The organism is Streptomyces boncukensis, assembly GCF_011045075.1.
Lineage (GTDB): Bacteria > Actinomycetota > Actinomycetes > Streptomycetales > Streptomycetaceae > Streptomyces > Streptomyces boncukensis.
Genome location: NZ_JAAKZZ010000520.1, coordinates 1 through 4,917, shown reverse-complemented (window position 1 = coordinate 4,917; position 4,917 = coordinate 1). Strand labels below are relative to the sequence as shown.

Here is a 4,917-nt window from a genome sequence, read left to right as displayed (position 1 = left end):
TCGGTGCCTTCCAGGACCAGGTGGCGGCCTCCCTGACCGAGGCAGTCACCGAATCCGGTGTGACCCGCGTCGTCGGACTCAGCAGCCTGTTGAAGGGTCCGGAGCCCAGCCGAGCGACGTCCTTGCTTCCCCGGGAAGAGGCGGCAGGGAAGACACCGTGTGAGCACGCCCGGCTTCCCAGGCACCAGTACAGAACGCCAAGGAAGAGAGATACATCGATGTTCGTCATCACTGGCGCCAGTGGCCGCACCGGGCGGGCCGCAGCTGTGCACCTGCTCTCGGCCGGATACCCCGTCCGAGCCGTCGGCCGGTCGGCCCGGCGGCTCGCCGATCTCGCCGCGCGAGGTGCCGAGGTGTGGGAGGCCGACCCGACCGACTCGGCCGCGCTGACGGATACCTTCCGTGGCGCGGACGGCATCTACGCGGTGATCCAGCCCAACTACATCCCCGACCACCCCGACTTCGGTGCCTTCCAGGACCAGGTGGCGGCCTCCCTGACCGAGGCAGTCACCGAATCCGGTGTGACCCGCGTCGTCGGACTCAGCAGCTGGGGAGCCCGGCACCCCAAAGGCACCGGACCGGTCATGGGGCTCCACCGCTTCGAGCAGCGCCTCTCGGCCGTCCCTGGAGTCGACACGCTGTGGCTGCGGGCCGGCTACTTCATGGAGAACCTGCTGGACCACGTCGACACCGCCACGGCCCACCACCGCATCAGCGCCCCCTTCGAGCCCGACCTCCCCCTCCCCTTTGTCGCCACTCGCGATGTCGGGGCCCGCGCCGGGGAGGAACTCGCCACCGGGACCTGGCACGGTACGGAGGTCCTGGAACTCCAGGGGGAACGTGACGTGAGCATGCGGGAAGCCGTGAGCGTGATCGCGAAAGCTGTGCGTGCAGACGACTTCACCTATGAGCAGACCAGCCTCGCCGACTTCCACGCGGAACTCCGCAACAAAGGCGTGTCCCTCGACGTCGCGGACATGATGGCCGAGGTCGGCGGAGCCGTTAACTCCCGGCACACGCGGACGGAGCAGCCGCGTACCGCTCGCACCTCCACCCCCACCTCCATCGAACGGTTCGTCGAGGAAGAATTCGCCCCTCGGTACCGCGCAGCCCGACCGGATTGACAACCCTGGTGGGCCCACCGCGGCGGCGAGCGCTGAGCCTGACGAGGGCCTGCCAGGTCTCCCGCCAGCCTTTCCACAAGCTCCGGATCGACGGCGTAGGGAGGCATAGGGAACCGTCGCCCCTACGCTCTTCGAGGCGCCCGTGCGGGCGTCATCCCGCACTGCTGAACGACCGGGCCGCACCTTCGGTGCCGCCCGCCGGGCGCGGGCAACTCGCACGTCAGGCAGGGCCGGCCGGGGGCCGCCTCGTCCACGTGCGTCCAGAGCAGCGGTGACAGCACCCGCCGGTCTACCTCGGTGAGGGCGTCGGTTCCTTTGGTTCCTTTCGGACCGGCGAGGACCTGCTGCATCAGCAGCGTGTTGACATGAACCAGGGCGGACTGGAGCAGGTGCAGTGCGAGCACGCTGACCTCCTGGGACTCCTTGTCCTGCCCGGCCAGGTCGCCGTAGTGAGACTCCCGGCGTGCGTCAACAACGGGCAGAGGGTGTCGTCCGTCGCCATCGACATTCGTTGCCCAGACTCGCGTACACAGCCGCAGACTTGTGTCAGCTTGTTCCTTAACCTCGGGCTCGGCCGCGCGGTCACTCTTTGGAGTGATTGCAGGGCATGAGGGGGTCGTCCTCGTGATCCTGAGCTCCGCTATGGAGTACGGGAGTTCACGAGGGGGTCCATGGGATGAGTGTGCTGGTGCCGGTCGGCGGACGGGATGCGCTCGCGGAACTGTCCCGCTTTCGGACAGCCTTCTACGGGTGCCTGTCCGCGCGGGCCGATGCGTTGCTGTGTGCGGACGGCCCGCCCCGGACACCAGTCGAGCTGTCGCTGCTCGCCGAGCACCAACGCGGCTACGGCTCGTTGTACGGCGCCCTGAACCGCGGCCGTCTGGACGCGGACCGGCTACGCGATCAGCTGGTGTCTTTGCCGTTGCCGCGGTTCGAAGGGCGGCTCGTGCTCACTGTCGACGTCTTCCCGTGGCTGCGCTCGGACGCGGCCTGCTCGCCGGAGCGGCTGTTCTGCCATGTCCATGGCCGCTCTCGTGGGGCCGCGCAGATCATCCCGGGCTGGCCGTACTCCTTCGTGGCAGCACTCACCCGGATCGCACCTCGTGGACGCAGGTCCTGGACGCGGTCCGGCTGGGACGCGCTGATGATGCCGCGGCCGTCACCGCCGACCAGCTCCGGCACGTGGTCGAGCAGCTGATCGCGGCCGGGCAGTGGCAGCGCGGCGACCGGAACATCCTGGTCGTGATGGACGCGGGCTACGACGTGATGCGCCTGGCCTGGGTGCTGCTCGACCTTCCCGTCGAGCTGGTCGGACGTCTGCGCTCGGACCGCGTCCTGCGGCTGCCGAAACCGCCGCGGGCCTACGACCCCCAGGGTGGCCGGTCGCCCATGCACGGCAAGGAGTTCAGCCTCGCCTGGCCCGAGTCTTGGGCCGGAGCCGCCCGTGACGACCCTGAACGACACCGCCCGGTACGGCAAGGCCGAGGCCCGTGCCTGGGACCGTCTCCATCCACGGTTGCAGCAGCGGTCCGCGTGGATCGGCCACGACAGCGAACTCCCCGTCATCGAGGGCACGCTGATCCGGCTCAACGTCGACCATCTGCCCGGCGACCGCGACGCACCACCGGTGTGGCTGTGGTCCTCCTCCACCGGCGCCACCCCTGATGACGTCGACTTCGCCTGGTCCTGCCACCTGCGAAGACTCGACCTGGAGCACACATTCCGCCTTTTCAAGCAGTCCCTCGGCTGGGCCCGCCCACGGTTACGCGATCCGCAGGCCGCAGACCGGTGGACCTGGCTTGTGATCGTCGCGCACACCCAGCTCCGTCTCGCCACACCGCTCGCCGCCGACCGGCGCAAGCCGTGGGAGAAGGCCACCAGCCCCGGCGAGGTGCTCACGCCGACCGGTACAGCGGCTCCTTCCAGGGCTGCTACGCGCGGCTGGCCGCTGTCGCGGGCCACGTGCCGCACGCGTCCGGCCACGCCTACGCGTTCGCCCACGCGTTCGACATGATCACCATGGTGGCCGATGACCTGCAGGACTACCGTCTCAAGGGTGAGCGCGAGGGCAACCTCGGCCACCTGCTGCTGACGGGCGGCACCTCTCCCGGGGAGCTGACGTCCCTGGTGCGCCGCACCCGGGACAACGCAGCGGGGGCCGTGGGCCGGGGCCGCCCGGCCCACGACCTGACCCCGGTCATCGACGGCTACGCGCACGACGTCCTCACCCGCATGCTCCCCCCTTCGCGCCCCCACGCCTCGCCTAGGGCCGTGGCCGTTCCTCCTGGTCATCTGTCGGAGTTCCGCTCCCGTCTGGTGGAGCACGGTCAGGGGGAAGGCAGTCGACCTTCTGCTGTCCCCGCCGAGCGTGTTCTTCGCCGTGCTTCGGCGGCCGTCCGCCCTGCTGCGAGCACAGAATGAGGCGAAGGCCGTGCCCAGCTCGGAGGCGAGGAAGGCCACGGCGGCGGCGATCTCCTCCGGGTGCCCGAGCCGGCCCAGCGGCACGTGCCCCGCCAGTTGCTGTCTGAGGCCGGCTACCTGCTCCGGGCCGGGGACGAGCCCGGACAGACCGGGGGTGTCGGTCGGGCCGGGCGTGATGGTGTTGACCCGGATGCCGCGTCCCTTGAGTTCGTTGGCCCAGGTCCGGGCGAAGGACCGGGTGGCGGCCTTGGTCGCCGCGTACACGCCGAACGCCTCGGCGCCGGAATCCGCGGCGGTGGAGCCGTTCAAGATCACCGAGGCGCCGTCGTTGAGCACGGGCAGCGCCTTGTGAACGGTGAACAGCGTGCCCCGGGCGTTGATGCCGAAGAGGGTGTCGACGTGCTCTTCTGTGACATGTTCCAGCGTCGCGAACCCGGCGATGGAGGCGTTCGCGAACAGGACGTCCAGGCCCCGTCCCCGGCTGCCGATCGTCTCGTAGAGGCGGTCCAGGTCGGCCGGATCCGAGATGTCGCCGATCACCCCGGTGGCCGCTGAACCGATCGCTTCGACGGCCGCGTCGGTTCGGCTTCGCGTCGGCCGGTGATGAAGACGTGTGCGCCCTCGGCCGCCAGCCGTACCGCGCTGGCCAGGCCGATTCCGCTGCCGCCGCCGGTGACCAGAGCAGTCTTGCCCTCAAGCAGTCCCACGTGCACAACCTCCTTCAATTTCCGCACCGATCGATGCGGAAGAGGTGGACTGCGGGAGTGGGAACCGGACAACGCGGCCCCGTCGGCCGGCCACGGGGATTCGACACCGACGCAGCCCTTGAGCGCGCCATGCTGGTGTTCTGGGAGCACGGCTACGAAGGGGCCGGCCTGGCCGGACTGACCGGGGCCATGGGCATCTCCACCACCAGCATGTACGCGGCCTTCGGCAGTAAGGAGGAGCTGTTCCGCGAGGCCCTGGAGCGCTACACCGAGGGCCCCGGCGCCTATCTGACCCGCGCCCTCCAGGAACCGGACGCCCTCGCCGTCGCCACCGCGATCCTGGCCGGCGCCATTCGCACCACCACCCGCCCGAACCCTCCTCGCGGCCGCCTGGGCGTCCAGGGCGCCCTGGCCACCAGCGACCCCGGGCGCGGCGTCCGCGACCTCCTCGCCACCTGGCGCAACAACGGCTGCACCCGCGTCCGCGAACGGTTCCAGCAAGCCGCCGACGACGGCGACCTGCCCCCGCAAGCCGATCCGGCGCTGCTGGCCCGCTACGTCACCACCCGGCGTTCGGCATCGCCGTGCAGACCGCGAGCGGCGTCGCCCGGGACGAGCTCCAGGCGATGGCCGACGCCGCCCTGCGCACCTGGCCTCCCGCCTGC

Annotated in this window: 4 protein-coding genes and 3 pseudogenes; 5 read left to right on the top strand and 2 right to left on the bottom strand. The window is 70.3% G+C overall.

Annotated features, from left to right (window positions below):
- Positions 1-218: 218 nt before the first annotated feature.
- Entirely contained in the window at positions 219-1,124 is a 906-nt protein-coding gene (locus G5C65_RS31115) for an NmrA family NAD(P)-binding protein (RefSeq protein ID WP_165302389.1), read from the top strand.
- A gap of 122 nt (positions 1,125-1,246) precedes the next feature.
- On the opposite strand, the gene G5C65_RS40855 is transcribed toward G5C65_RS31115, so the two are convergent.
- Complete coding sequence (locus G5C65_RS40855; RefSeq protein ID WP_277608129.1) at positions 1,247-1,564, bottom strand: Tn3 family transposase; 318 nt, start codon at positions 1,562-1,564, stop codon at positions 1,247-1,249.
- 236 nt (positions 1,565-1,800) lie between these two features.
- Between G5C65_RS40855 and G5C65_RS40250 the strand changes: the two are divergent.
- From G5C65_RS40250 to G5C65_RS31100, 3 genes and pseudogenes are all read left to right on the top strand, one after another.
- A pseudogene (locus tag G5C65_RS40250) lies at positions 1,801-2,510 on the top strand (transposase); the annotation flags it as partial.
- A 58-nt stretch (positions 2,511-2,568) separates the two neighbouring features.
- Complete coding sequence (locus G5C65_RS40240) at positions 2,569-3,138, top strand: hypothetical protein (RefSeq protein ID WP_206442470.1); 570 nt, start codon at positions 2,569-2,571, stop codon at positions 3,136-3,138.
- Complete coding sequence (locus G5C65_RS31100; protein ID WP_206442469.1) at positions 3,135-3,545, top strand: hypothetical protein; 411 nt, start codon at positions 3,135-3,137, stop codon at positions 3,543-3,545. The genes G5C65_RS40240 and G5C65_RS31100 overlap by 4 nt, the downstream gene beginning before the upstream one ends.
- An 18-nt stretch (positions 3,546-3,563) precedes the next feature.
- Here the strand turns inward: G5C65_RS31100 and G5C65_RS31095 are convergent.
- Positions 3,564-4,252: pseudogene (locus G5C65_RS31095) on the bottom strand (SDR family NAD(P)-dependent oxidoreductase); the annotation flags it as partial.
- Between the two features lie 33 nt (positions 4,253-4,285).
- Between G5C65_RS31095 and G5C65_RS31090 the strand changes: the two are divergent.
- Positions 4,286-4,917 (top strand): annotated as a pseudogene (locus tag G5C65_RS31090) (TetR/AcrR family transcriptional regulator); the annotation flags it as partial.